Source organism: Clostridium fessum, assembly GCF_027698965.1.
GTDB classification, from domain to species: Bacteria; Bacillota; Clostridia; order Lachnospirales; family Lachnospiraceae; genus Otoolea; species Otoolea fessa.
On record NZ_JAQEQF010000005.1, the window covers coordinates 84,869 to 109,679 of the forward strand.

At 48.0% G+C, this 24,811-nt stretch carries 20 protein-coding genes; 14 read left to right on the forward strand and 6 right to left on the reverse strand.

The window, feature by feature from the left end; all coding sequences use genetic code 11:
- Positions 1 to 134: 134 nt before the first annotated feature.
- The 4 genes from PG862_RS08065 to PG862_RS08080 all read right to left on the reverse strand — a co-directional run bounded on the left by PG862_RS08065 (position 135) and on the right by PG862_RS08080 (position 5,297).
- A complete protein-coding gene (locus PG862_RS08065) occupies positions 135 to 1,550 on the reverse strand; it encodes an alanine/glycine:cation symporter family protein (protein ID WP_118467008.1) in 1,416 nt (471 codons plus the stop codon).
- Positions 1,551 to 1,590: 40 nt separating this feature from the next.
- On the reverse strand, positions 1,591 to 2,523 hold the full coding sequence (glsA, locus tag PG862_RS08070; protein ID WP_107001281.1) for a glutaminase A: 933 nt from the start codon (positions 2,521 to 2,523) through the stop codon (positions 1,591 to 1,593).
- A 232-nt stretch (positions 2,524 to 2,755) separates the two neighbouring features.
- The gene (locus PG862_RS08075) at positions 2,756 to 3,688 is read right to left on the reverse strand and encodes a LysR family transcriptional regulator (protein WP_118481986.1); all 933 of its coding nucleotides are present in this window, start codon (positions 3,686 to 3,688) and stop codon (positions 2,756 to 2,758) included.
- Between the two features lie 118 nt (positions 3,689 to 3,806).
- On the reverse strand, positions 3,807 to 5,297 hold the full coding sequence (locus PG862_RS08080; protein WP_270707063.1) for a polysaccharide biosynthesis protein: 1,491 nt from the start codon (positions 5,295 to 5,297) through the stop codon (positions 3,807 to 3,809).
- Between the two features lie 282 nt (positions 5,298 to 5,579).
- Between PG862_RS08080 and PG862_RS08085 the strand changes: the two genes are divergently transcribed.
- On the forward strand, positions 5,580 to 6,875 hold the full coding sequence (locus PG862_RS08085; RefSeq protein WP_270707065.1) for a Na+/H+ antiporter NhaC family protein: 1,296 nt from the start codon (positions 5,580 to 5,582) through the stop codon (positions 6,873 to 6,875).
- A gap of 19 nt (positions 6,876 to 6,894) precedes the next feature.
- Complete coding sequence (locus tag PG862_RS08090) at positions 6,895 to 7,809, forward strand: AEC family transporter (RefSeq protein WP_118523995.1); 915 nt, start codon at positions 6,895 to 6,897, stop codon at positions 7,807 to 7,809.
- 186 nt (positions 7,810 to 7,995) lie between these two features.
- Here PG862_RS08090 and PG862_RS08095 read toward each other — a convergent pair whose 3' ends face one another.
- Positions 7,996 to 8,796, reverse strand: coding sequence for a helix-turn-helix transcriptional regulator (locus PG862_RS08095; RefSeq protein WP_107001276.1), 801 nt, complete (start codon positions 8,794 to 8,796; stop codon positions 7,996 to 7,998).
- 436 nt (positions 8,797 to 9,232) lie between these two features.
- Between PG862_RS08095 and PG862_RS08100 the strand changes: the two genes are divergently transcribed.
- From PG862_RS08100 to PG862_RS08110, 3 genes are read left to right on the forward strand one after another with little or no spacing between them, the layout of a single operon-like run.
- On the forward strand, positions 9,233 to 9,736 hold the full coding sequence (locus tag PG862_RS08100) for an NADH-quinone oxidoreductase subunit NuoE family protein (RefSeq protein WP_118481989.1): 504 nt from the start codon (positions 9,233 to 9,235) through the stop codon (positions 9,734 to 9,736).
- Between the two features lies 1 nt (position 9,737).
- On the forward strand, positions 9,738 to 11,201 hold the full coding sequence (nuoF, locus tag PG862_RS08105) for an NADH-quinone oxidoreductase subunit NuoF (RefSeq protein WP_181986212.1): 1,464 nt from the start codon (positions 9,738 to 9,740) through the stop codon (positions 11,199 to 11,201).
- Complete coding sequence (locus PG862_RS08110) at positions 11,198 to 12,922, forward strand: NADH-dependent [FeFe] hydrogenase, group A6 (RefSeq protein WP_329751004.1); 1,725 nt, start codon at positions 11,198 to 11,200, stop codon at positions 12,920 to 12,922. Before nuoF ends, PG862_RS08110 begins: the two co-directional genes overlap by 4 nt.
- Before the next feature lie 92 nt (positions 12,923 to 13,014).
- On the opposite strand, the gene PG862_RS08115 is transcribed toward PG862_RS08110, so the two are convergent.
- Positions 13,015 to 13,971 (reverse strand): DUF3878 family protein, encoded by a 957-nt coding sequence (locus PG862_RS08115; protein WP_270707068.1) that lies wholly within the window; start codon positions 13,969 to 13,971, stop codon positions 13,015 to 13,017.
- Between the two features lie 364 nt (positions 13,972 to 14,335).
- On the opposite strand from PG862_RS08115, the gene PG862_RS08120 reads away from it, so the two are divergent.
- From PG862_RS08120 to PG862_RS08160, 9 genes are all read left to right on the forward strand, one after another.
- Entirely contained in the window at positions 14,336 to 14,557 is a 222-nt protein-coding gene (locus tag PG862_RS08120; protein ID WP_107001272.1) for a DUF1858 domain-containing protein, read from the forward strand.
- 321 nt (positions 14,558 to 14,878) lie between these two features.
- On the forward strand, positions 14,879 to 15,835 hold the full coding sequence (locus tag PG862_RS08125; RefSeq protein WP_117795998.1) for a LysR family transcriptional regulator: 957 nt from the start codon (positions 14,879 to 14,881) through the stop codon (positions 15,833 to 15,835).
- A gap of 135 nt (positions 15,836 to 15,970) precedes the next feature.
- A complete protein-coding gene (locus PG862_RS08130; protein WP_118749733.1) occupies positions 15,971 to 17,122 on the forward strand; it encodes an iron-containing alcohol dehydrogenase in 1,152 nt (383 codons plus the stop codon).
- A 426-nt stretch (positions 17,123 to 17,548) separates the two neighbouring features.
- The gene (locus tag PG862_RS08135; RefSeq protein WP_118652799.1) at positions 17,549 to 18,478 is read left to right on the forward strand and encodes a fumarylacetoacetate hydrolase family protein; all 930 of its coding nucleotides are present in this window, start codon (positions 17,549 to 17,551) and stop codon (positions 18,476 to 18,478) included.
- A 233-nt stretch (positions 18,479 to 18,711) separates the two neighbouring features.
- Entirely contained in the window at positions 18,712 to 19,506 is a 795-nt protein-coding gene (locus PG862_RS08140; protein ID WP_107001269.1) for an SDR family oxidoreductase, read from the forward strand.
- 273 nt (positions 19,507 to 19,779) lie between these two features.
- Entirely contained in the window at positions 19,780 to 21,027 is a 1,248-nt protein-coding gene (locus tag PG862_RS08145) for a dicarboxylate/amino acid:cation symporter (RefSeq protein ID WP_118742971.1), read from the forward strand.
- 129 nt (positions 21,028 to 21,156) lie between these two features.
- Positions 21,157 to 22,335, forward strand: coding sequence for a pyridoxal phosphate-dependent aminotransferase (locus PG862_RS08150; protein ID WP_270707071.1), 1,179 nt, complete (start codon positions 21,157 to 21,159; stop codon positions 22,333 to 22,335).
- A gap of 278 nt (positions 22,336 to 22,613) precedes the next feature.
- Complete coding sequence (locus PG862_RS08155) at positions 22,614 to 23,357, forward strand: gamma-glutamyl-gamma-aminobutyrate hydrolase family protein (RefSeq protein ID WP_182427972.1); 744 nt, start codon at positions 22,614 to 22,616, stop codon at positions 23,355 to 23,357.
- 35 nt (positions 23,358 to 23,392) lie between these two features.
- Complete coding sequence (locus PG862_RS08160; RefSeq protein WP_270707073.1) at positions 23,393 to 24,730, forward strand: alanine/glycine:cation symporter family protein; 1,338 nt, start codon at positions 23,393 to 23,395, stop codon at positions 24,728 to 24,730.
- Positions 24,731 to 24,811: the final 81 nt, after the last annotated feature.

Here is a 24,811-nt window from a genome sequence, read left to right on the forward strand (position 1 = left end):
TAAAACGGTAAAAAGATAGATATAATACAGATATGAAAAAATACAGGCAGGGCTGTCGGAATTTTGCACAGTGTGGTTGAAACCATGTGTGGGAAAGATTCTGACAGCCCTGTTTCTGCGGATTTTTGTTTTTATTAATTCCAGAAATCGGTTTCTTCTTTCAACTCAATATCAGCTGCTTTAAAGACCGGATTCTTCCCAGCCTGTTTCTGTGCCCGGTAGTCTTCCAGGCAGCGGAGCGCCGGCTTGGCAATCAGGAAGATAATTGGTACGTTGATGACTGCCATCAGTCCCATCAGAACATCGGCGGTATCCCACACGATGCCGAGACTTGCCACAGAACCGATGAGGACAATCACGATAGCGATCACTCTCTGGGTAATCCGGACGCCCTTGACCGGAGTTTTGCCGCAGAGATAAGCCATGCCGGTTTCAGCAAAATAGTAGTTTCCGAGTAGCGTGGTAAAGGCAAATAAAATCAGGGCAACTGTGATAAATACAACACCTGCGGTGCCGAATACGTTATTCATAGCTGCCTGCACATATGCCATGCCAGCCATGTCTGCACTCGGTGCAACGCCGGAGCAGAGCAGTAAAAATGCGGTTGCAGAGCAGATGACAACAGTATCGATAAATACGGATAATACCTGAACAAGACCCTGTTTGACCGGGTGGCTGACACCCGCGGAACCGGCTGCGGTAGCGGAAGCACCGACACCTGCCTCATTGGAGAACAAGCCTCTCTTGATGCCGAGCATCACAACGGATCCCATGAAGCCGCCGAAGATAGCCTGAATATCAAAAGCCCCTTCAAAAATGCTTGCGAACATACCCGGAATCATGTTTCCGTGGAGAATAATCATCAGCAGGGCAGCTGCAATGTAAAGTCCGCCCATTACCGGAACAAGAATTCCTGTGATTTTAGCGATCTGTTTGCCGCCGCCGCTGATGCAGATGCCGAAGATAACAGCCTGGATGATACCGATGAGAATCGGAGTCAGGCTTGGATTGTAGAAACTGTATACTTTAAAAGAATCTGCCACATTGAAGGATGCAACGAGGTTAAATCCAACCATGTAAGTCAAAATCATGAAAATAGCATAGAGAACACCCAGCCATCTTTTTTTCAGAACGGCTTCAATATAGTAGGAAGGACCGCCGTAGCAACTTCCGTCTTCGGCACGGCGTTTGTAGATCTGTGCCAGCGTACTTTCTACAAATGCGGTTGCACTTCCGAGGATCGCGGTCATCCACATCCAGAAGATAGCGCCCGGACCGCCGAAACAGATGGCGGTAGAAATGCCGGCGATATTTCCGGTGCCGACGCGCGAAGCAGTGGAAACCATCAATGCCTGAAAGGCGGAAATAGACTCATCTTCCTTGTCGGATGGCTCCAGAATAACCCGGATGGATTCAAGTAAGTAACGAAGCTGTACCCCTTTGGTGCGGATGGTAAAATAGATGCCGCCGCCTACCAGCAGGATGATTAACACGTAGCTGTAAAGATAGTTGCTTGCTGTGCCGATTATCTTTGCGTATAAATCTGCCATTTTAAAATACCCCTCTCATACAATTTACATATTGTTTTTGCTATAAAGTGTGCCGCTGCGGATCAAACATATGGAGATGCAGTTCATGTGACATATATTCAAGCACGCATTCTCCAGCGACGCTGTTCCCCTTTTTATCTAACGCCGGTCCGAAGATGCCGATTCCCATCTCGCCGTCTACCACTGATAAGATACCGCCGCCGACGCCGCTTTTGGATGGGATGCCGACCCGGACGGCAAATTCGCCGGAACCATCGTACATACCGCAGGTAAACATGAGTGTTTTGACGATTTTAACTGCCTGGCTGCTTAAAAGCCGTTTTCCCGTGTCTGGATGAATGCCATCGTTGGCGAGAATCAGTCCCAGTCCGGCGAGGCTTTCTGCCGTCACGCTGAGAGAGCACATTTTGACATAAAAATGCAGGCTGTTTTCCACATCTTTATTCTTTTCGATGTACCCCTTGCTCTCCAGCAGATAGGCGATTGCCCGGTTGCGGGAAATATGAGACATTTCCGAGTGATAAACCTTTTTGTCGAGGTTGATGTCCGGATCCATGCAGAGAGCCCGGATGGTATCAAGCATGGTATCGAAACTGATTTCGGAAGCAAGGCAGCTTGCCACTACGATAGCGCCTGCATTGATCATCGGGTTGTAGGGGGAACTGTCCGTATTTTCCAGTTTCATCAGCGAGTTAAATGGATCGCCGGTCGGCTCCATGCCTACTTTTTTAAAGACCTGGTCGAAGCCGCAGATTTCCAATGCGACTGCCAGAGTAATGATTTTGGAGATACTCTGAATGCTGAAACGGACTTTCGTATCCCCGACGGAAATCCGTTTGCCGTTCCGGCAAAAAACACTGACTCCGAGCTGACTGCCATCTACCTTTCCAAGCTCTGGTATGTATGTGGCAACTGCACCCTCATGGGTATGTGTTTTTCCCAGTGCAACGGCTTGTTCAAGTACATCTCTCATACTTAAACGCCTCCTGTTTTTTATTCGGTGTTGCTTTCTGATAGTATGGTAGCATGGGGAAGGCAGTTTGTATAATGCGTGTCAGCTTTAAGGGATATGATAAAAAGGTATAACGGGATATATATGTCAGATATGAATAAATATTTATGATGAACGGGGAAGAGGTGCTGAAAAGGATCAAAAAAACTGCCGGGGATGGCTGTGAATGTCCGGCAGCTTTGATGGTGTTTTTTTAGAGAAGTTTTTTCTTTAAGTCATAAATAAATTCTTGTACGATCGCCGTCATTGGCGTGTCTTTCCGCATTGCATATCCAAACTCCAGCATAAAACCACAGTTTGGAATCGGAATAGAAGTGGAGTGGTAGGAGGCTTCTTGTTTGGCGAAATCGTGGATGCCGATGCTGTAGCAGTCACTGATCGAGATCATGTACATCAGGGTGGCGCGGCTGGAAAGATAGGTGATTTTCGAGCGCATTTTTTCTGCATCCTGATCCCCTTCGGAGAGAAGCTGGTAAATATAATCATCGCATTGTCCAAGATACCAGAGAAAGCCGTACTCTGCCAGTGTGTGCAGGTTGACCGGTTTCTGTTGCAGCAGAAGCGGATGTTTGCGGGAAATGATAATGTGTGGTTCGATGTTGGCAAGAAAATGGTACTCCAGCCCTTTTGATTCGAGCAGGGCATCCATTTCACGCCGTTTGCGGCTGTCAAAATGAAACACGCCTACATCGACACGCCCGGATACCACATCCTCGATGACTTCGTCTGAATTGCCTTCATACAGTCGATGGGAGAAGGATGGCTGATCGCGGTGGCGCAGGACGATTTCACTGAAACTTTCCATGATATGAGAAAAACGTGTCATGGAGACAGCCAGCGGATCAGAAATTTTGATTTGTTCCTTCTTTTTCTGAAACCAGAGCTGTTCCATTTCGTCAATGATTTTTTCGGAATGTGTCAGAAATTCCATTCCTTCAGGCGTTAATGTTACGCCTGAGCGGCTGCGGTTAAAGAGCCTGGCGCCGAGATTTTCTTCCAGATCGTGCATGATTTTCCCAAGATACGGCTGGGAAATATAGAGCGCCTGGGCGGCTTTATTGATGGATCCGAGGCGCGCTACCTTGATAAAATATTCTAAATGCCGAAAATTGATATCGTATTTCAAAAAAGTTCCCCCTTTGTAAATCCCCCTGAATGTAATAAGTATAAAATAAAAAAATGTAAATTGCCAGAAAATACCTAAACATATTGCATTTAAGGGATATAGCAAAATAGCATATAATTTATTGTTTGACTGTACCTGTATGTAAGAGAAGCAGTCCTCCTATATACAGCAGGCAAAGGATACCGGACTGGATGAGGACAGGCGGAAACAGGTGAGGCAGGTAAGACGCGTTTGGAATAACTTCTAACATCCCAATCGAAACCAGCAGGCAGAATGCCGGTTTTACAATGCCCTGGCTGACTGGCAGGCGGATCGGGACTTCGCAGGCGAGGGCGTGGATGTGGAGAAAGGCGAGCACCAGTTCGCTGATGAGAAGCGCCGCCAGATAGGCGAAAATTCCCCATCGCGGGATGGCGAAAAGGACGAGCGACAGGGTGAGAAGCATGGAAATCGTATGGTGGACGAAGACGCTTCCCGTTTTCCCAAGCCCGTTTAAAATACTTCCCATGGTAGTGGAGAGGTAGAGAAACGGGCAGAGCCAGGATAAAATCTGGATGAAACGTCCGGCATCGGCGTTGTGGTAAAAGGTTTCGCCCAGTGCTGGACCGAAGCGGGTGAAGAGCCCGACGCAGAGAATTCCCATGTACAGGCTGTAGCGGAGTGCCATGGAGATGGTGCGTTCGATTTTGTCCGGCTGATTCTGCGCCTGCGCCTCCGAGACTGCCGGGAGCAGGACGACGGCGAGGGAGTTGGTAATGGCGGATGGAAAGAGGACAAAGGGGAGTGCCATGCCTGTGAGAACTCCGTAAATACTGACCGATTCAACCCGCGAGAGCCCGGAGAGGAGAAGCTGGTTCGGTACAAAGATGGCTTCGAGACTCTGGAGAAAGCTGAGTGTGAGGCGATTCGCCATGAGGGGGAGTGCCATGCTGAGGAGGGGGAGGAGCAGGGGAGTAATAGGTGTGTTTGCATTTGGCAGTGTGGCAGCAGGCTTCGAGCATCCATAAACCAGCAGACAGAACACCGCCGATGCCGCTTCCCCGATCAACAGCCCCCAGACAGCCAGTAGCACCGTGATAGGAATCCTGTTCGTGCGGCAGACATGGACGATCAGCAGGACGGAGAAAATGCGGATGCACTGCTCGACCACCTGTGAAAATGCCGGGACTGCCGTTTTTTTGAGCCCGTAATAATACCCGCAGCAGCAGGCATGAATCGCACAGAAGGGGATGGAGAGGGCGAGTGCGGGCAGAAGCGGCGCACATTCGGGCGCAAGAAGGACGCGCGCGGCGAGAAAATCGGCGAAGGTGTAGATCAAAGAGGTCAGCGGCAGGGCGATCGATAGTGAGAGTGCGAGGCTGACCCGCAAAAAGGCGCGTCCCTTTTCCGGGGAGGCGGCGGTCAGGCGGGAGAGTGAAGTCTGGATTGGACCGGCGCAGAGAGCAAATGCGATGCCATGTATGGGAAAAATCATCTGATATAAACCCAGACCTTCGGCGCCGATCGTCCGGGAGAGAAAGATGCGGTAGAAAAAGCCGAGAATCCGGCAGAAAAATCCGACTGCCGTCAGGAGCAGGGTTCCGGTAATCAAAGGATGAAATCTTCGCATGGCAGATCTCCGGGGAGGGTATGTTAGAAAAGTATATGAAGAAATAGAAAAAAGTAGAAGAAAGCTGGACGATTATAAAATGTTGGGAAGTCTTCTTTTTTAGATCAAGAAACAAACGAATAGAGAAAAAGCAGGGATTTTTTGCGTAAGATACAAAAATTAGCTGTATTTAATACATAAAATAACAGATGGACATTAAGGTGGAACAGGAATATACTAAAAACATCAAAAACAAAAGATTATGATGAAAAATAACAGGTTAGTAGGAAAGAGAGAGGAAGTATGCTGGAGGGAATTGTATTACTTGCATTTATCGCAGCGCTGGCAGGCTGCGTGTTTACCGGCGCATCCGTGCTTTGGGCACTGGCAGGCGGCTATCTGATTTTCTGTGCGTATGGCCTGATTCGGAAGCACAGCCTTGCGGAACTCGGAAAAATGTCGCTTTCCGGCGTTAAAACCGTCCGCAATATCCTGATGATTTTCGGACTTATTGGCTTTATCACAGCGCTGTGGCGGGCGTCCGGCACGATCGCCGTGATCGTGTGCTGGTCGTCGAAGCTGGTGTCGCCGTCGGCATTTCTTGTGATCGCGTTCCTTCTTAACTGTATGGTGTCGATCCTGACCGGAACCTCCTTTGGAACCGGCGCGACGATGGGTGTTATCTGTATGGCGATGGGACGTGCGATGGAGCTTGACCCGTTCTGGATCGGCGGCGCGATTCTTTCTGGCATCTATTTTGGCGACCGCTGTTCACCGGTATCGTCCAGCGCGAATCTTGTCTGTGTGCTGACGAAGACGGATATTTATGAAAATATCCGCGAAATGGTAAAGACATCGCTGGTGCCATTTGTGGCTACATGTATTCTCTATTATATAGTGGGACGTTCCATGAGTGCCGGAAACGGACGGATGGATGTGGAAGGGCTGTTTTCCAATCGTTTTGTACTTCATTGGAGCGCGGTGATCCCAGCGGCGATTATCCTGGTGCTGTCTGTGTTCCGGGTGGAGGTCAAGAAAACGATGCTGATCAGCATTGTGTTGGCGGCGTTTCTGAGCGTGGTGCTGCAGGGGCGGACAATCGAAGAAATTTTACAGATGTGCCTGACCGGTTATCAGGCAAGCGATCCGGCGCTCAATGCTATGATGAACGGCGGCGGCCTGAAATCAATGATTAAGGTGGCTGCGATTGTGAGCCTGTCCTCCTGTTATGCAGGAATTTTCGAGGGAACTGGGCTCTTGAAGCCGATTCAGGGGAAAATAGAGGCGTTGAGCCGGAAAATTACTCCGTTTGGTGCGACCTTTGCGGTGGCGGCAGTTGCTTCCATGATCGCTTGTAACCAGACGCTTTCGATCATGCTGACCCATCAGCTCTGCAAGGAAGGAAATCCAGATAATAAACGATTTGCAATCGATCTGGAAAATACGGCGGTTGTGCTGGCACCGCTGGTTCCGTGGTCGATCGCCGGAGCCGTTCCTCTGGCAGCCGTCGGTGCTCCGATTGCGAGTGTGGTGGTGGCGTCGTATCTGTACATACTGCCGATCTGGAGTTTTTTGGTTCGTCTCATAAGAAGGCCGTAGGAAAAGGAGGAAGAGCCATATGAATTTACTCGAACTTTGCAACCTACAGGGTTCTTTATTCTTGATGATACTGGCGGGTGCGGTACTGAAACGGCGCGGGATCATCAGCAAGGAAGGCGAAAAATGTCTGACGGATCTCTGCGTGAATATCGTGATTCCCTGCAATATTGTGAAATCGTGCCTGATTTCATTTGATGCTTCGATTTTTAAAACGTGCGGGTTGCTGTTGGCGGTTGGATTTGTCTTGCAGCTTGTCTGTGTGGCACTCAACAAAGTGCTGTTTAAGGGATATTCAGAGCAGCACCGGAAGGTGCTTCAATACTGTACGATCGTTTCCAACGGCGGATTCCTCGGAAACCCGGTTGCGGAAGGCGTATATGGAAGTATGGGACTTCTCTACGCATCCATTTTCCTGATTCCGATGCGCGTTGTCATGTGGTCGGCGGGTACATCCTATTTTGTTGGAGGCGGTTCTGACCGGAAAAAGGTATTGAAAAATGTCCTGACGCACCCGTGTCTGGTCGGTGTCTACATCGGTATGTTCCTGATGGCGACACAGCTGCAGCTTCCGGGCGTGCTGAAATCGACGGTTACCTACATTGGAAACTGTAACTCGGCGCTGACGATGTTTATTATCGGTACGATTCTGACCGATGTGAAACTGCGTGAGATTATTAATCCGACGGCCCTCAAATTCAGTGTGCTCCGTCTGTTCCTTCTTCCGCTTCTGGCATATGGAATCAGCCTGGCGGCCGGATTGGATTCGGTGGCAGCAGGTGTGGCAGTCATCATGACGGGAATGCCAGCCGGTGCAACTGCAGCGATCTTTGCGGCGCGCTATGACAGCGATGCACCGTTTGCAGCGAAAACGGTAGTGCTCACGACGCTGATTTCGATGATTACGATTCCGGCGTGGTGTCTGTTTATAGGATAAAAAGAATAGGTAAGAAGCAACAATAATAGAAAGAATACTAGAAAAATTGAGAAAATAATGTAAATATGGTAAATGAATATAAAAAGACCTGAAAGGTGCGGTAAATGGCTGCTCTTCAGGTCTTTTATATTTTAAAATGAATAAAAGGATAAGCAAACAGAGGTTGAAAGAATTAGTTTATGATTCTTATTCATTCGTTTCACTCTTTCGTGAAATCCGCGCTTCTTCCAGATAATTATACAGTGTATACTTGGAAATCTGCATCGCGTCGCACAGGAGCAGGCTGGTTTTTGTGATCTTGAAGACGCCTTTCTGGTCAAGATAGTCGAGTGCACGAATTTTTTCCTCCTTGTTCATCAGCATCATCGGTTTTCCGATCATGGACTCTGCCTGATAAATATAGTGCTGTAAAATATCATCGACATTCTTTTTGAGAATAAAGTCGCGGTCAGACATGGCTGCCTGATTTGCGCCATTCGTGCCGTCCGTGCTGCCAGTTCCTGAAAAGGTGCCATCAGAAGCCATTCCGGATGGTGTGCAGCCAGACATGCCGTCGATCTGTGCGCCCACAGCTGCCGATACGCCGATGGTGCCTGGGCGTCCGATCAGATTTTGCAGGGCGCTCTGTGCCAGATAGAGATCGCGAACATCCATATTTAAGCAGACAGATCCGATAATTTTGTGATGTTCGTCCTCGATGAGCGTTGTGCAGGACTTAAAAAGCCGGTCTTTCTGGCTGGTATCGAGGGAAATGATCGAATGCTTGAGCGGCTCGATATCATTGCCGAGCTGTGTGATCATGCCGCCGCGCGGGGAACCGCCGACGTCGCGCCCGCTTAGCTGTGAGTTGAATGCGTAGACGATCGTGTGATCGTAGCCTTTGCGGTAATCGTGGACGATGATCTCACAGTTATCTCCGAGAAACTTTTGAAGTCCTTCGAGAAAACGGATGAGAAACTGAAAGTCCATGTAGTTGGAAATTTCCATGAATACCTCCTTTGGGGTGCTCTGTGCCCCGAGTGTGTATCGCAAAATTTTGCGGCTTAAAATAATTCGGAAAATGAAATGCACAGGGATTGTCTTTCTTTTGTCAAAGTTCCTGAAAAAAATTTTATCGCGTTCATTTTGCTGCGTCAATCCTGTTTCTATAGAAAAAAGTTAGTAGATAGGGAACATAAATAAGAGAATGTTCTCCTTTTTTGTTTAAAAATCAAAAATTCAGGTACAAGATAACGGGAAATGAGAGCAAACCTGTTTCTTTCATCATACTCTCAGACAAACTGTTTGTCAATTAACAAACCAAACTGTAAGTTTTTCTTGACAATTTGTCAGTGCATCCCTATAATCGAGAAAAAATCAAACAGACAGTTAGTCAAACAAAAAATAAGTTTGTAAAAATACAAACTGAAAGTGAGGGAGCAGGATGGACAGGGACAGTTATGTATATAAGACACCGGCTTCAAAGCTGGTACAGGTGTCTGCGATTGCGGCGGAATACAAGGGCAGACCGGATATGCTGATGACAGTGATCATCCGGGCGCAGAAGGTTGTGTCGGCATTTTCCAAGGAGGTGGCGTCAGTCATCGCCAGGGAGATGGATATTCCGATGAACAAGGTGTACAGTTTCATCACCTTTTATGCGATGCTGTCGGTAAAACCGAGGGGGCGCTACATTGTCCGGATGTGCAAGAGCGCGCCGTGCCACGTACATGGGGCGCAGGCGGTCGTTCAGGCGCTGGAGGATCAGCTCGGCATCAGCATCGGGGAGACGACCGAGGACGGAAGGTTCACCCTGGAATACTGTCCCTGCCTGGGACTGTGTGAAATATCCCCGGCGATCATGATCAATGAGCACGTGTACGGCAACCTGACGCCGGAATCGGTGCGGGATATTATCAAACAATATATACGGGAGGATGTGGAATAGTATGGAGGAAATGCACGTATTGCTGAAAAACCGCGGCAAGATTAATCCGAGAAGTTCACAGGAGTATGCGGACCGCGGCGGATTTGAAGCGCTGAAAAAAGCACTTTCGATGGACAGTGAAGCGATTATCGATGTGATCCGCGCCTCCGGACTTCGTGGACGCGGCGGTGCGGGATTCCCGACCTACCGAAAGATGGAGTTTACCGCCCACGCATCTGACCCAACGAGATACATCGTCTGTAACGCCGATGAGGGAGAGCCGGGAACGAATAAAGACCGGATTCTTCTCTCGACCGACCCGTGTGCGGTCTTCGAGGGCATGGCGATTGCTGGAAAAGCAGTCGGCGCCCATACCGGATATATCTATCTGAGAGCCGAGTATACATATTTGTTCCCGGTATTAAAAGATGCGCTGGAGGATGCGGAAAAACGCGGATTTTTAGGAAAAAATATGATGGAGAGCGGTTTTGACTTTGAAATCAAGTTCCGCTCTGGTGCGGGTGCTTACGTCTGCGGCGAGGAGACGGCATTGTTTGAGTCCATTGAGGGAAAACGAGGCGAGCCACGTTTCCGTCCGCCGTTTCCGAGCATTCACGGACTCTTTGGAAAACCGACCATGTTAAATAACGTAGAGACGCTGGCGAATATTGCACCGATCCTCTTAAACGGAGCGGAGTGGTACCGCAGCATCGGCACGGCAAACAGCCCTGGCACGAAACTTTTTACGGTCTGTGGAAATGTAGTCCGCAGGGGCGTATTTGAATTTCCGATGGGCGTGAACCTCAAAGATATCATTTATGAAGTGTGCGGCGGCATCGCGGATGGAAAAGGGCTTCTGGGCGTGCAGACCGGTGGTACCTCCGGTGCGATCATCAATGCCGATCAGATCGATATGACACTGGATATTGATACAGTTTCGGCATCCGGCGGACGTCTTGGCTGCGGTACGATTCTGGTCATCGACGACAGCAACTGTATTGTAGATATTGTGCGAAACAATTTGGACTTCTTCCGCGGCGAGTCATGCGGAAAATGTACACCGTGCCGCGAGGGCGGCCAGCAGCTTTACAATCTGGTTACCCGCATCAGCCGGGGGCTGGCGACTCTGCCGGATCTGGAAAAAATCGATGAGCTGACGGAGACGATGCGCCTGACTGCCCTGTGTGGTCTGGGACATTCGACCGCAGTTCCGGTGCAGACGAGTATCCAGAACTTCCGTAAGGAATATCTGGCGCACATCGACCGCGATTACTGCCCGGTCTGCGCTCAGGCAGCCGTGGCGGAAGGAATTTATGAAGCAGAAGAAGATTATAGAAACGATGGAAACAGCCGGATGGGAAGACGGCGTGCAGCAGTCGGTGAACGCGATGTCATGTATGATTCGTATGACGCGTATGCGAGACATCGCAGCCGGGGAACATCCTACGCGGGACGATTTGAGCGGAGAGGAGGAAGAGAAGCATGATGGTACATCTGACAATCGACGGGCAGCCGGTAGAGGTGGAGGAAGGAACGACGATCCTCCAGGCGGCGAAGAAAGCCTGTATCCACATTCCGACTCTCTGCTATCATGAGGATTTGAGCATCAAGGCGGTCTGCCGTATCTGTGTGGTTGAGGTAGAAGGACAGAGACTTCTTCCGACCGCGTGCAGTACACCTGTTTCGGAGGGAATGGTCGTGCAGACGGCATCCCCGAAGGTACTGAAAGCGAGAAGAAATATTCTGGAACTGATTTTTGCGAGACATCCGCAGGAATGCCTCGTATGTCCGAAGGACGGAAAATGCGATCTGCAGAAGGTAGCGCAGGATGTCGGAATGCACCTCGATATCCGCTATGACAAGCAGCTCCGCCATCAGAAGGAGGACTGGAGTTCTCCGGCCATCATGCGGAATCCGCAGAAATGTATTCTGTGCGGGCGTTGTATGGAGGTCTGCAATGAGATTCAGGGAATCAACGTCCTTTCGAAGGAAAACCGTGGATTCCATACGCTGATTGCCCCGGCCTATGGGGAAAAACTGGCTGATACCAATTGTATTAACTGCGGCCAGTGCGTGCAGGTGTGTCCGACCGGAGCATTGACGGTGCATTATCATACCTACGGGTTATATCGCCAGAAAGAATTAGGCAAAAAACTGATTATCCAGGTGGCTCCGTCCGTCCGCATTACGCTGGCGGAGGCACTGGGTGAGCAGCCGGGTGTTGTCAGCACGGGACGTCTGGTGTCGGCACTTAAGCGCCTGGGCTTTTACAAGGTATTTGATTCTGATTTTTCCGCGGATCTGACGATCCTGGAGGAGGGAACGGAACTGTTAAACCGCCTGCAGAATGGCGGAACTCTGCCGATGATCACCTCCTGCTGTCCGGCGTGGGTTAAATATTGTGAGACTTACGCGCCGGAGTACACGAAGCATTTATCGACGGCAAAATCCCCGCAGCAGATGTTCGGTGCGCTGATCAAGACCTGGTTTGCGAAGCGCGAGGGCATCGATCCGGGTGAGATCTGCAGTGTTTCCGTTATGCCGTGTACGGCAAAGAAATTTGAGTGTACCCGTCCGGAAATGAGGGACAGCGGCTATCAGGATGTGGATATTTCCATCACGGTACAGGAACTGGCAGCGCTGATCCGTGCCGGTGGAATCGATTTTTCTGAGCTTCCGGATACGCCGTTTGACGATCCATTTGGCGAAGGAAGCGGCGCGGGACTTATTTTCGGTGCGACTGGCGGCGTCATGGAGGCGGCACTCCGCACCGTTTATGCGGTGGTAACCGGCAAAGAGATGGAACATCTAGACTATACACCGGTCCGCGGTTTCGAGGGAATCAAGGAATCGCAGGTTGATTTGAACGGCAGAGTGATCAAGGTAGCCGTGGCACACGGCATCAAGAATGCCAAGATTCTGCTGGAAAAGGTAAAGAACGGAACCGCCGATTATCAGTTTATCGAGATCATGGCGTGTCCGGGCGGCTGCATCGGCGGCGGTGGAAATCCGCCTAAGACATGGTCGATCATGGAGAAGCGGAAGAAAGCCATCTATGAGGCAGAGGCAGAGCTTCCGGTCAGACAGTCGCACAAGAACCCGGCGATCCAGAAAATTTATGAGACGTATCTGGGAGAACCGTGTGGGGAGCTGTCACATAAGCTGCTGCATACAGAGTACTGCAACCGGCAGGATCTGTTGCAATAAATTATTTTATTCCAACCATCATTTTCTTAAAAACAAGGTGAAAACCTGAGAACGGCTTCCAGTGCTGCCGCTCTCAGGTTTTTCACGTCCCACTACGGCTCCTCCCAGGTTTCAATCCTCGCCTTACGGTTCAAAATTCCTTTCTCCCATATCATTAAATGCATCTTAAATTCAATCGAATCCTGCGCTGTCGTAAAGGGTTCTTCACGCAGCAGTTCGGAGCGGATGCCGCGCTTTTCAAGCTCTTTCTGTCTTTTTTTGGCAAGAAGTTCGAGAGCCAGGTGACGGGTCTGCTGGGCTTTTCCGAAGGTGCGGGACGGGTAGGCGGAAGAGGCTTTTTGAAGCTTCCGGGTCAGGAGATCGACTGTCTTGGCATGGGCGTTCCGGTGCAGGAGGCGGGCAATCTGACGGGCGCGGCGCTTGGTGGGGTGCTGCTCATAGTCTTTCAGGCGATGTAGCAGTTTTGGATCACCGGCTTCGACGGCGATGGACTGGAAGACGCGCGAAGCGTCTTCGGAGAGATGCCAGGGATTTTCACGGATGACGCGGTATTTTTCCGGGACCGCCGGGTAGCAGCAGACGTTCAGTGGGGGAAATTCCGCGAGGGAGGCAAGCTCCCGCTCGTTTGCGTTGCAGGAGTTTTCCCCCAGATAGTCGAGTTTGTCGCGCAGGATGGCGATGCGGTATTCGAGCTGGCGGAGGTATTCGTAGCCTTTCATCCAGAAGTGCCCGAGCTGACTGTAGTCATAGTAGTGATTTTCGAGAGTCAGATCTTCGAAAAAGAGTGTGACAACCGAGTCTCCCTGATGGATGATCAGGGCGTAGCGTTCGTTTTCATCCTGGGTTAAGAGGGCATCGAGTTCGCCCTCGTATGCCGGATCGTAGGTACCGGTCAGGCGGGCGTTGTGGAAGAGAAGGAAACTTTCGACTGCATCATTCATCAGGTAAACCAGGCGGATCGTGTCGGGAGCAGAAGTGCCGGTTTCCGGGAGAATAAGTTCGAACTGGTTTTCGGATAATAGTAATTCTAACATGGAAAAGGGATCCATTTTATAAAACTCCTTAATGTATAAAAATCAAAATGTTTTCCGACACAGGCAGAAAAACGGAGCCAGTGACTATCGTATTCTCAATACAGGAAAACATAGAACAATCATGGTAATTATAAGAGAAATAAGAAGAGGATGCAAGAGAAGAGCAATGCTGCTGCCGGATTGTACAAAATTTTCAGCTCAGAAAAATTTTTCCAGTGAATCGTAACATTTTCTATGTTTCACAAAAAAAGATAGTAAAACCGCGCGATTCGTGTTAATATAAGAAAGCATAAGAATAATCGCGGTGTTTTTGCAGCGGCGGTGAAAACCGCAAAGCTGCGTAAGAGACTGCAAGTATGAATAGAAAGGAAAATTTATCATGGAAATCACAAAAGCAACCACGATGGGCGAGATGCTTCAGTATGATATGGGTATTGCATATGTTCTGATGGAGGCAGGCATGCACTGTGTTGGCTGTCCGTCTTCGATCGGTGAGTCTCTGGAGGAGGCTTGCATGGTACACGGTCTGAACGCAGACGAGGTTATGGCAAACATCCAGGAGTACCTGAACGCAAAGAAAGAGTCTGAGCAGGCTGAATAATTCAAATTTTAGATTTTAATAAAATTCTGGATAAAAAGACGCTGTGTACGAAGTAATGAGGCTTCAGCATAGCGTCTTTTTCGTTGTTTTATAGGAAAGAACGCCTCATAAAGCAAGAGTGAAAAATGCTCGGATTGTTGTTTAGAGACTGAAAATTGTGTAAAAATAGTATACATTACAGAATTGACGTGATAAAAAGAACCCGTTATAATTGCGATAAAAATATTTTTACTTTTTTTCCGGGAGAGAGACTAAAACATATAACCGGATAAAAGCGGGTAGCTGATAGAGTACATAGAGATACAATGGAGGGATGGGAGTATGTTCAGTAAGCGTGAGTATGAATACGTGATGGAAATTGCGAAGGAAGGAAGTTTTTCAAAAGCAGCCCAGAAACTCTATATTTCCCAGCCGGCGCTCAGCGGCGCGATTAAAAAGATTGAGAAAGAGTTATATGGGATCTCGCTTTTTGACCGGAATGTGAACCCGGTGGCACTGACCCCGGCGGGGCAGTATTATCTGGAAAAAACGCGGAAGATATACGAGCTCAGCAATGAGATGGAGCAGCATTTTGCAGAGCTGGCGGGTATCCGTTCCGGTGTGATTAACATCGGAAGCTCCGGATATTTCTGTGCGTATTTTCTTCCGGAGGTGATCCGGGGCTATTGCAGACTGAATCCAAAGTGCCGGATCAACGTGACGGAGACGGATATTTCAGGGATGGATGCGGGGCTTAGAACCGGGCAGTTTGATATCACGATGGATGTCGAGGCACTCGACCCGGAGATGTTTGAGAGTGTGACGCTGGGGTATGAGTATATGATTATGGCGGTTCCTGCTTCCTTTGCTGTGAATGAGAAGCTGAAAGAGTTTCAGATCTCCAGGGAATCAATCCTGGAGCGGAGTTTTCTGGATGAAGCGGTGCGTGCGGTGGACCTTTCCAAAGTCTCGAAAGAACCATTTCTGATGCTGAAAAAGAATCAGGATTCTTATAAAAGGAGTATGGATATCTGCGCCCACGCTGGTTTCGAGCCGAAGGTGATTATGTATTTTGATCAGCTTCAGACTGCCTATAATGTGGCGCGGAGCGGACAGTCCGGTATCATCTTTTTTAGGGATGCACTGCTGAAATACACAGAGAAAACGGAAAAACTCTGTTATTACAAGATTGGCGATCCGCTGGCAAAGCGTGCAATCCTTTTGTCGATGAAGCGCTATCCGGGCGTGGGGGCAACAGTGGATGATTTTATCAAATACATTCTACTGGCTAAAAAATAGTTTAAAATTTCACAAAATACTGATAGGAAATTGCTTATAGTGCCATATTTAAAAGTGACTTGGATTTTTGTCAGATAAAATGCTAGAGTATATCCCGTAGCCGAAAAAACTGGAATGGAAAGTGAGGTATACGATATGGCAACAACATACTATTTTTTACCGACAAGAAATTTATTTGGTGAGGATTCCGTGAAAGAAACAGGAACTCTGATGCAAAGCCTGGGAGGAAGAAGGGCACTGATTGTAACCGATGGATTTTTAGCGAAAAATGGGATGGCAGAACAGATTCAGAAGATTCTTTCGGATGCAGAGGTAGAGAGTGTCGTATTTGATGGTGTGGAACCAAACCCGAAGGATGTCAATGTAGAAGCGGGACTCAAAATATTTGAAGAGAATAGCTGTGATTCTATCATATCCCTGGGCGGTGGCTCTTCCCATGACTGTGCGAAAGCGATTGCACTGGTGGCTTCCAATGGAGGAAATATCCGTGATTATGAGGGCGTGGATCGCTCAGATAAACCGCTATGCCCGATGATCGCGGTAAATACGACAGCCGGAACAGCGTCGGAGATTACCCGATTCTGCATCATCACAGACACAAGCCGTCATGTAAAGATGGCGATCGTGGACTGGCGTGTGACACCGCAGATTGCGATCAATGATCCGAACCTGATGGTAGGAATGCCGCCGGCTCTGACTGCAGCTACCGGTATGGACGCATTAACACATGCGATCGAAGCCTATGTATCGACCGCTGCCAATCCGCTTACAGATGCAGCTGCCCTGATGGCGATTACGATGATTACTCAGTATCTTCCAAAGGCAGTTGCCAATGGTGTTTATATGAAGGCGCGTGACAAGATGGCATATGGCCAGTATTTGGCAGGAATTGCATTTAACAACGCATCCTTGGGCTATGTACATGCGATGGCACACCAGCTTGGCGGTATGTATAACCTGCCGCACGGCGTTTGCAATGCGATTCTCCTGCCGCATGTAGAAGAGTTCAACCTGATCGGAAATGCAAACCGGTTCCGCGATATTGCGAAGGCAATGGGCGAGATAACCGAAGGCTTATCGACGATGGATGCGGCAAGAAAAGCCATCGCAGCGATCCGTCAGCTCAGCAGCCAGGTAGGTATCCCGGAACGTCTGCGTGATCTGGGTGTCAAGGAAGAAGATTTTGCTGTGATGGCCGAAAATGCCATGAAGGATGTGTGCAGCGTCACGAATCCGAGAAAGGCAACGAAAGAACAGATCATCGGTGTCTTTAAAGCTGCATATTAAAATAGGTGTTCAGATTCTCAGTGCCATGGACAGGCATAAGGATTCTCCTATGGACATCAAACATACTACTAGAATGATTAACTTATAAAAGCCATAATAAAACGATTATATATATATTTAAAATCATACGTCTGGAACAGGCATTTCCACTTCCTCCAACTACAAGGAAAGCCTGTATCCAGGCGTATTTTCGCTTATTAGGGAAGGTCAAGTATCATTTTAGACACGTTATAGTCCATAACCATTTACCTATACGTCCATATTCGAAAGAGAGTTGGAACATTTTTGGTGGGAATGGTAAAGTAATGTCAGAAAGAAACAGAGAGCTTCAAGAGGTTGGGTTTCAGACGCTGAAACAAAATGAAAAGAAACAGATAAATAGAACTTCTGAAGAAGCAATCTCTGACAGATAAAGGAGGAAACCATATGAGATTTGCAACTATCAAAGTGAACGGAACAGAAAAAGCCGGTATCGTCTTAAAGAATGGAGTGCTTCCGATTGAGGCACTGAATGCAGCAAAGGGAACCGCATGGGCCGAGGATGTCATGAGTCTCATCCAGAAGCAGCAGATTCCGGGACTGACAAAATGGTATAACGCAGGCGGCAAGGAAGAGCTGGAAAGTATTCCGGGACTGGTTCCGAGCGAGAAAGTTGTATACGGACCGCTCTACCGCAACCCGAAACGTATCTTTGGTATCGGCCTTAACTATGCAGACCATGCCGGAGACATCGGTTCTGCAGCTCCGAAGGGATTTCCGGGAAGCTTCTTCAAGCAGGCAGACACCCTGATTGGTCCGGGCGATGAAATCTTGCTTCCGAAGTTAAAAGAAGCACAGAAAACCACCGCAGAGGCTGAGCTTGGAATCATCATGGGCAAGGATTGCAGAGATGTATCCGAAGAAAACTGGCAGGATGCCATCGTCGGTTACACCACCATCCTTGATATGACCGAGGAATCCATCTTAAAGGGAAATGATTATGTAAGCGGCAATCCGAGATATTTAACTATCGTAAAGAACTTCCCGACCTTCTTCTCCTTCGGTCCGGAGCTTGTAACCCCGGATGAGGTACCGGATGTCAATGAACTTCTGGTTCAGAGTGTTCACAACGGTGAAGTTCATGCAGAAAACGTAGTAGCAAACATGACCCACAGACCGCCGCGTCTGGTATCCCTGCACAGCAGCATCCAGGGATGGTACGCAGGAGACATCCTTTCCACCGGAACACCGAGAGCGTTCCACATCCAGGATGGCGATGTAGCAGAGTGCCGCATCACCGGACCGGACGGATTCGAGATGACACCACTTGTAAACCCGGTTGTTGATTTAAAGAAACATCCGGAGAAAGAAGCGTAAAAAATGAGATTTCATCCGTGATGGATGGAGATAAAAACGGGCTGCATGGTGATTTCCCCCAAATAGAATCGCCTTGTAATATGTACCGGGGATGGCGTGAAAGCGCCATCCCAATTCCAAGAAACTGACACATATCAGATACATTTGGGAAATAAGATACTTCAAAAAAACGAAAAATTCAAAAAGAACATTCAAATCATTTTATATATTCATTTTAAGCAGGAGGTAGCAACATGGATTTAGGATTAAAAGACAAAGTAGTTCTCTGTATGGCATCAGCAGCCGGACTTGGCAAGGGAATTGCAACCGAGATGGCAAGAGAAGGTGCAAAGGTTATGATTTGTACCGCAGAACCGTTTAAAGATCAGCTTCTGGAAGCACAGGCTGAGATTGAGAAAGAAACCGGAAACCGTCCGGAGACCTTCCTCTGCGATGTTAACAAGGCGGAGGACATCGAGGCACTTGTAAAACACACCGTTGAAACACTGGGCGATATCTACGCACTCGTAAATATGTGTCCGGGTCCGAAGCCGGGACCGTTCGTAAGCTTTGATGATGCGGCATGGGAGGGCGCTTTTGAGATGTGCCTGCTCTCCTACGTAAGAACCATCCGTGCGGTACTCCCGTCCATGAAACGTCTCGGCGGCGGCCGTATCGTAAACTCAACTTCTTCTTCCGTTAAGGACTGCCTGGACAACCTGATTCTTTCCAATACCATGAGAATGGGCGTTGTCGGCATGAGCAAGACCCTGGCGAGTGAGGTCGGCAAAGACAATATCTTAGTCAATGTCATTGGACCAGGTCGTATCGGCACCGCAAGAATTGAGAATCTGAACAAGATGCGTGCAGACAAGGCTGGCATCAGCGTAGCAGATTACGAGAAGGAAGACCTGAAGAAGTTCCCGATGGGACGCTACGGCACCATCGATGAATACGGACGTCTGGCTACATGGCTGTGCTCCGAGGCGAATACATACGTATCTGGTCAGACCATCCTGTTAGACGGTGCGATGACAAGAGCATACTAATTGCAAAACATGGCAAAGATGCATTTCCGGAATGCAGGACATCCGGAAGAGTTCACGGAAGGCATGTTTTGCAGGTGAATTGGGAAATTTACCCGGAACTGCAGATACCTCTCTCCCGGAGGACATTTGGGGAAATGAAATCTGGGAGAGAATATAGCATAGAGGAGGTTGTTTAAAGCAGGCACTTTTGAAATAGAAAGTGCTGTGAAACAACATGGTGGTCACATATGTGTGAACAGTAAGTGAGGGTATTGCATAAGAAGGGGAATATTCATGAAAGAAAAAAAGAAATTGAGCTTGGCGACAAAGACGTTCATCGGTTTTGGCCTTGGTATTGTCATCGGACTCGTATTTGGAGAAAAAGCAACCATTGTAAAACCTCTGGGAACCATCTTTTTAAATATGATTAAAATGATTGTCGTTCCGATGGTATTCTTTTCCATCACAGCGGGAGTCGCGAGCTTAGGAGACTTGAAAAAGCTTCGGAACATTGGCGTGAAGGTGGTTGGACTGTATGCGCTGACATCTGCACTCTGTGTAGGATTAGGGCTTATCATGGCAAACATCATCAATCCAGGAAAAGGATTTGATTTAACCGCGTTATCACAATCGACTGATTATGAGGCGCAGGCGATGCCGAGTATCATTGATACGTTAATCGATATGTTCCCATCCAACATTTTCACTTCTTTTACCAACACAAATATGCTGCAGATTATCGTATTTTCGGTATTCTTAGGCGTAGCACTTATCATGATGGGAAAAGAGGGGGAACGCCTTTTAGCAGGTGTACAGAGCTGTGCCAATGCAATGTATAAAATCACAGCCATTGTTATGGAGTTTTCTCCGATTGGTGTATGTGCACTGTTAGCAGATTCAGTTGGTGCATATGGTCTGAAAATCTTTGGACCGCTCGGAAAGCTGATTCTCACGGTTTATGCTTCCGATGTAATCCTTGTTTTACTGATGTATATTCCGATGGTAGCGCTTCTGGCAAAGTTCCCGGTAAAGAAATGGCTGCAGGGTATCTGGAAAGTATGGGTTGTAACGGCCAGCACCACCAGCAGCAGCGGTTCTCTTCCGATCACAACCTCTGTTACGAATGATGAGTTTGGCGTATCTTCCGAGTTATCATCGTTCTCCCTGCCGCTTGGCGCAACCATCAACATGAATGGTGGATGTATCTACTATGCAGCGGCTATCGTAATGACGGCACAGATTTATGGAATGAACCTGACACCGTCCGCATTGGTAAACATTATTATTTCTACTGTATTAGTAGCTATGGGCTGTCCGGGTGTTCCGGGAGGCGCGATCATCATGACCACGATTCTTCTGACGAACATGGGACTTCCGCTGGAGATTGTAGGTCTGATTGCCGGTATCTTCCGACTGATTGATATGGCAAATACAACCTTTAACGTAACCGGTGATGTGGTAACCACCATGGTGGTAGCACGCAGCGAGGGCATGATGCATACGCTGGAAACTGGTGCGGAAACCGAGACAAAGGCAGCGTAAGGGCTGGAGAACAGAAAAACGGAATTCCGGCCGGCTACCAGGAAAAATAAAATATTCTTGGAAAAGTGTCAGCAGATGCGGACCAATGAGAATCTGAGAGTATATGCAGAATGAAAAGGAGATTTTATTATGGATAAATTATTCGCAAAAAGAATGGATGAACTGGTTCCGTCTGGAATCCGTAAAGTAAACGAAAAGGCGCTGGCAATGGAGCGCGCAGGAGAGACGGTCATTCACTTTGAGTTAGGACGTCCGGATTTCGATACACCGGAATACATCAAGAATGCCTGCATCGAGGATATCAAAAAAGGCGATGTATTCTATACTTCCAACTTTGGTACCATGGAGCTGCGGGAGGCGATTGCCTGGAAATTAAAGACGCAGAACAATGTAGAGTACAAACCGACTGAGATCATCGTCAGTGTAGGTCTTTCCGAGGCAGTTTTTGATGTCATGGCAGCACTTCTCGACGAGGGCGATGAGGTTCTGGTTCCGAATCCGGGCTGGTTAAACTACTTAAATGTTCCGAAGCTTCTGGGCGCGGTTCCGATTACCTATACATTGAAAGAGGAGAATGATTACCAGATTGATCTGGATGAGATTCGTGCAAAGGTTACCCCACGGACCAAGGCACTCGTTCTTATCACTCCGAGCAATCCGACCGGCGGTGTGCTGGCAGAGGATGTGCTGAAAGAACTGGCAGAGATTGCTGTGAAGAACGATATCATGATTATATCAGATGAGGTATATGAGAGACTGTTATACGATGATGCAAAACACATCAGCATCGCCTCTCTTCCGGGCATGAAGGAGAGAACCATCACATTAAACGGCTTCTCCAAAGCATACTCCATGACCGGCTGGCGTCTCGGCTACGCAGCCTGCAGCGAAGAGATTGTCAAGACTGTCAATAAGCTGCATCAGCACGTGGTTACCTGTGCAAGTTCCTTCGTACAGAAAGCCGGCGTCGTAGCGCTGAAAGAAGAGAAGAACGAAGTAGCAGACATGGTAAAAGAGTATCAGAGACGCCGCGACTATGCAGTTAAAGCAATCAACGAGATCGACGGACTGAGCTGCCGCTGCCCGAAGGGTGCGTTCTACATCTTCATCAACATCGAAAAACTCGGCATGAGTGGACAGGAATTTGCCCCGTTGCTTCTTGAAAATGCCAAGGTAGCAATGGTACCGGGCGATGTATTCGGAAGCGAAGGCGACCACTATATCCGTATGTCCTTTGCAAACAGCTATGAGAATGTTGTTGAGGGATGCAAGAGACTGAAGGAATTTGTGGAGAAGATTCGTAAGTAATTTTAGAATTATAGAGAAATAGACTTCATACAACCTAATACACATATAAAAAACTTGAGCAGGTTGTCATATCCAGAAGGTGTGGCAACCTGTCTGAGTATTATTTTGCTTTACAGTTTGTCCTTTACAGATGTTTGTTAATGACTGGAGACATGATCCTTCAACTTGAACAGTTCTTAAGAGGAAGAGAACTGCAAATGCTGTATAGGAGCAAGCTTATAGAAAGATCGCTTTGCAAAAAAATTATTATAATGACAAAACAGGAGGGGAACAAACAAATGAAAAAAGTCATGTATGTAGAACGAGAAAGAGACGAACACGGGATGTATGATGGCATTTCAGATGCGATGAAAAATCTGGATACAGAACTGGTTATTTCATTGGATCCGAAGGTGGTTGAAGAGTGCGATGGCATCTTGTTTCCAGGCGGTCTTCCGGATGTGGACCCGGCTCTCTATGGGGAAGAGAACCAGGGCAGCAAAAATCTGGACCGGGAACTGGATGAGCTTCAGCTTGCAGTTGTGGACGCGGCCGTTAAGGCTAAAAAACCAATTTTAGCGATTTGCCGAGGAATGCAGCTTGTCAACATATATTTTGGAGGAACCATTATCCAGGATCTGGAAAAAGGCAATATGCATACATATGAGTCAGGTGAAATTAAGCTGCATAATACGATTAATATCCGGAGAACACCGTTTGAGCTGATGTATGGGGCGAGCGGAATTGTAAACTCTGCACATCATCAGGCGGTTAAGAAGCCGGGAAAGGGATTTAAGATTGGCCAGGTATGGTTTTCCGGAATCCTTTCAAAAGAAGAAAAAGAAGAATGGATGAGAAAAATTGAAAATGAAGAAAAAGTTGAAGTGGAGTGTAAACGAAGCTGCATTATAGAGGGAATGGTCCATAAGGAACTTCCGATTATCGCGGTTCAGTGGCATCCGGAACTGATGCATGCGGATCCGGTTAGTGGAACGTTGGATCAGGATCGGATGTTTGTATATTTTGCATCTATGTACGAGTAATAAGAAAGCAGAGCTTATTAAGAAGGGAGATACGTATGGCAATCTATAATGCAATTATGGCGTTTACTGGGTGGATGTGGACACTTCCGATGCTGATTGTTCTGATTGGCGGAGGTCTGGTTATCACGGTCGCCTGCGATTTTGTACAGATCAAGCATTTTGGACATATGCTTAAGACAACCTTTGGAGATGCAGCACATAGTAAGGATGAATCAGGTATTTCCAGCTGGTCGGCTATGGTGGCTACACTGGCCAACACGATCGGAACAGGAAACATCATTGGTGTCGGCAGCGCAATTGCACTGGGTGGACCGGGAGCTGTCTTTTGGATGTGGGTGATTGGATTTATCGCGATGGCTTTAAAATATGCGGAGGCTTTGCTGGGCGTTTACACACGGCAGAAAGATGAAAATGGACAGTGGCGTGGCGGAGCCAATATTTATCTGGCGAAGATATGGAAACCGCTTGGATGGATTTGGGCGGTATCCTGTTGCTTTGGTATGGGAATTGGCTGCGGCGTACATACAGGAGCCATTACATCATCCGTTGCTACGTTTGGCGTCCAACCAATGATTACAACCATTATCTGCTGCGTGATTATTATTGCAGTTCTCCTGGGCGGATTAGGTGCTCTGGTAAAGGTAACCGATAAACTGGTCCCGACGATGGCATTTATTTACATGGCAGCGGGAGCAATCCTGATTATTTTAAATATTCAAAATTTTGTTCCAGCATTTGTATCTATCTTTACGAACGCATTTACCGGAACGGCAGCAACCGGCGGATTTGCAGGAGCGGCGCTCTCAGCTACGATTAAAAATGGATGCGCAAGAGGTGTTTATTCGAATGATGGCGGAAACGGAAGTGCAAGTATCCTTCATGCCCAGGCGAATACCAATGAACCGGTAAAACAGGGAATGTTCGGTATTTTTGAAGTATTTATGTGTACGATGGTTATCTGTACATTCAGTGCGATGGTTATTTTGGTAACTGGAACATGGACAACAGGTGCTCCGGGTTCTGTCCTTGCAATCAATGCATTTGGCACGATTGGCTTAATCGGAAGACTGGTAGCTTCCATCAGCTTGATTTTGTTTGCAGCATCCTCGGCGTTATCCATGTCAACTTCTTCCGGAATTCTGGCAGAGAACCTGCTCGGTAAAGCAGCCAGAAAAATAATGCAGGTGCTGGTAGTTGTATTTTGCTTCTTAGGCGGAACGGTTGGTGTAGATGCAGCTCTGCCGTGGGTAGATGTCGGAAATATGATTATAATTTTAGTTCATGTCATTGGCATTATGTTCTGGGTTCCGAAAATGCGGGAACTGACACTTGATTACTTTAAACGTCTGAAAAATGGGGAAGTAGAGGCGTAAGAGGATGATTTTGTGGATGGTTGCAGTGTAATCGGCACTATTGAAATGCAAAAACGTGTAAACTTGAAAGTATTAGTATTA